At 68.9% G+C, this 3,496-nt stretch carries 1 protein-coding gene; it reads right to left on the bottom strand.

What is annotated here, in order from left to right:
- Nucleotides 1-57 precede the first annotated feature (57 nt).
- Nucleotides 58-3,496 (bottom strand): ThuA domain-containing protein (locus AOK00_RS35565; RefSeq protein ID WP_055604234.1); only part of this gene is annotated, 3,439 nt, incomplete at its 5' end.

Genomic DNA, 3,496 nt, shown 5'->3' with positions numbered 1-3,496 from the left:
GCTCCCCCCGACCGGCTCCCGTGCAGTACTGACGGGAGCCGGTCGGGGGGAGCTCCGTCAGGAGGGGAGTTCCTTGAGGCGGATGTCGCGGAAGGCGGCCTGGTCCGCGGCTCCGTGGTTCTGGATGCCGATGTGGCCGCTGGTGAGGCTGCGGGCGGGGTCGGTGTTGGTGAAGTCGTTGATCTTGGTGCCGTTGAGGAAGACCTGGAGGCGTTCGCCCTGGACGCGGATTTCGTAGGTGTTCCATTGGCCGGGCGGGCGGAGGGCCAGGTCGCGGGCCTTGAGGTTGGCGGACTTGAAGCCGTAGACGGCTCCGGTGGTGCGGTCGGCGGCGTCGGTGGCGTCGATCTGGATCTCGTAGCCGTTGTTCACGGCGGACCAGGGGTCGTCACTGGCGGGGAAGCCGACGAAGATGCCGGAGTTGGAGTCGCCGGTGAGTTTCCAGTCGAGGGTGAGGGAGTAGGACCGGAGTTCCTTGGCCTGGTACCAGAGCATGCCCATGCCGCCGGTGGAGTGGAGTTCGCGGTTGGTGATGTCGAAGCCGCCGGGTCCGGCCTGCTTCCAGCCTTCGTGGGTCTCGCCGTTGAAGAGGTCGCGGTAGCCGGTCCGGGGCCGGCAGTCGGCCTTGACCTGGCCGGTGGCGTAGCGGAGGCCGCCCAGCAGGTGCTGGCGGAAGGCGGGTTCGGCGTACGACTCCTTGGTGTGGCCGCCTCCGGTGTAGAAGGAGCGGCCGCCGCCGTAGGTCTGGCACCAGGCGATGGGGTGGTCGCCCTTCATGGTGCCGCCCTGGTAGGTGGTCTCGTCGAGGGTGGCGAGGACGCGGGCCTGGTCGCGGGGGTTGGTGCGGTAGTTGTACCACTCGTCGGTGCGCTGCCAGGGGCCGTCGATGTGGGCGGTGGCGGGGTGGGTGTGGTCTTCGGCGCGGACGGTGGCGGGCTGGATCTGGGGGTGGGACTGGAAGTAGGCGCCGACGAGTCCGCCGTAGAAGCTCCAGTCGTATTCGGTGTCGGCGGCGGCGTGGACGCCCATGTAGCCGCCGCCGGTGGAGACGTAGTTCTCGAAGGCCTTCTGCTGGTCGGCGTCGAGGACGTCGCCGGTGGTGGAGAGGAAGACGACGGCGTCGTAGCGGGCGAGGTTGTTGGTGGTGAACTGGCGGGGTTCTTCGGTGCTGTCGATGACGATGTCGCTGCCGGCGCCGAGTTCTCTGAGGGCGGTGATGCCGGTGCCGATGGAGTCGTGACGGAAGCCGGCGGTCTTGGAGAAGACGAGGACCCGTTTGGCGTTGCGGTCGGCCGGGGTGCTGGAGAACGTGAAGTCGTCGAGGTCGTAGAGGGCGCCGGTGCCGCCCTTGAAGACGAGGAAGAGTTCGGTGGTCTTGCGGGGCAGGTTCCGCAGGGGTACGTCGATGTCCTGGAAGGTCTCCCAGCTTCCGGTGACGGGGACGGGTGCGGAGCCGTGGAGGGGCCCGGTGGGTGAGCCGGTGCGGACTTCGAGGAAGCCGCCGTTGCCGCCGGAGGAGATGCGGGCGGTGAGCTTGGTGGCTCCGGTGACGTTGTAGGGCTTGAAGGAGATCCAGTCGCCGTTGTGGATGTCGCCGACGGTGCGTCCGCCGTTGGCCTGGGTCTTGTCGAAGAGGTTGACGCCGTTCTGGGCGTCGAAGTGCTCGGCCTGGCGGTGGCGGGGCTGGAGTTTGGCCTGGTCGTGGGTGGTGAGGGCGGCCTGGCCGCCACCTCCGCCGTCGGTGTACTCGGCGTCGAGGACGGCGAAGATGTTGGCGTCGTCGTCGTGGCCGCCGTCGGCGGAGGTCCTGATGGTGCCGGTGCAGCCGTTGGCGGTGGTGACGGGGTGGCCGTGGCTGTCGTGGCCGAGGACGTAGGTGACCTTGACCTTGGTGCAGTCGATGGTGCCGTCTTCGGGGTCGGTGACCGTGACCTTGAAGGGGATGTCGTCGCCGAAGGAGAAGAGGGCGCCTTCGGCGGGGAGTTCGAGGGTGACCTTGGGGGCGGTGTTGCCGACGACGATGTGGACGGAGGCGGAGCCGGTGCGGCCGCTCGCGTCCTTCGCCGTCACGGTCGCCGTGTAAGTGCCGTTCTTGCGGTACGTGTAGGTGGGGTTGGCGGCCGTGGAGGTTCCGCCGTCGCCGAAGTCCCAGGTGTAGGTGAGGGCGTCGCCGTCGCCGTCGGTGGTGCCGGCGGAGGAGAAGCCGACCTTCAGCGGGGCGGTGCCTGAGGTCTTGTCGACGCTCGCCTCGGCGACCGGGGAGCGTCCGCCGGTGGCGTTCTCGATGCGGTAGAGGCCGGAGTTGTGGTCGCCGCCGAACCATGCGGTGCCGTAGTCGAGGACGTAGAGGGCTCCGTCGGGGCCGAAGGCCATGTCCATGATCTGGGTGCCGGTCCAGGGGACGTCGTTGATGGAGGCGACGGTGCCGTTGGCGTCCTGGTCGATGCGCTTGATCCAGCGGCGGCCGAATTCGCCGGCGAAGAAGTCGCCGTCGTACGTCTCGGGGAACTTCACCGGGGACGTGTTGGCGGGGTCGTAGCGGTAGACGGGCCCGCCCATGGGTGATTCGGAGCCGGTGCCGAACTCGGGGACGGAGCCGCCGTTGTAGGGGATCCAGGCGGGTTCGGCGGGCGGGAGGTCGACGAGTCCGGTGTTGTACGGGGAGTCGTTCCTGAGGGCGGCGCAGTCGTAGGTGGCGCCGGAGGTCTTGGTGGCGAAGTCGTAGTCGACGTAGGGGTCGTTGGTGCCGGTGCAGAAGGGCCAGCCGAAGTTTCCGGGCTTGGTGACGCGGGCGAACTCGACCTGTCCGGCGGGGCCACGCCGGGGGTCGGCGGCGCCGGCGTCGGGGCCGTAGTCGCCGACGTAGAGGATGCCGGTGGCCTTGTCGACGCTGAAGCGGAAGGGGTTGCGGAAGCCCATGGCGTAGATCTCGGGCCGGGTCCTGGCGGTGCCGGGGGCGAAGAGGTTGCCGTCGGGGACGGTGTAGGTGCCGTCGTCGGCGACCTTGATGCGGAGGATCTTGCCGCGGAGGTCGTTGGTGTTGCCGGAGGTGCGGCGGGCGTCGAAGGCGGGGTTGCGGCCGGGGCGTTCGTCGATGGGGGTGTAGCCGTCGGAGGCGAAGGGGTTGGAGTCGTCGCCGGTCGAGAGGTAGAGGTTGCCCTGGGCGTCGAAGTCGATGTCGCCACCGACGTGGCAGCAGATCCCGCGGGTGGCGGGGATGTCGATGACCTTCTTCTCGCTGGCGTTGTCGAGGGTGCCGTCGGCTCTCAGGGTGAAGCGGGAGAGGCGGTTGACGCCGTCGTACTTCGCGAAGTCGGCGGCGGTTCCGTTCTCGGGGGCGTCGCCGGCGGGGGTGTCGAGGGGTGGGGCGTAGTAGAGGTAGACGGCTTTGTTCTGGGCGAAGTTCGGGTCGAGGCCGATGCCTTGGAGGCCTTCCTCGTCGTGGGAGTAGACGGGGACGGTGCCGATGACGGTGGTGTTGCCGGCGGCGTCGGTG

The organism is Streptomyces aureus (assembly GCF_001418135.1).
Lineage (GTDB): Bacteria > Actinomycetota > Actinomycetes > Streptomycetales > Streptomycetaceae > Streptomyces > Streptomyces aureus_A.
Note: the sequence above shows the minus strand (reverse complement) of the source record. Positions and strands in the feature narration are given on the sequence as shown.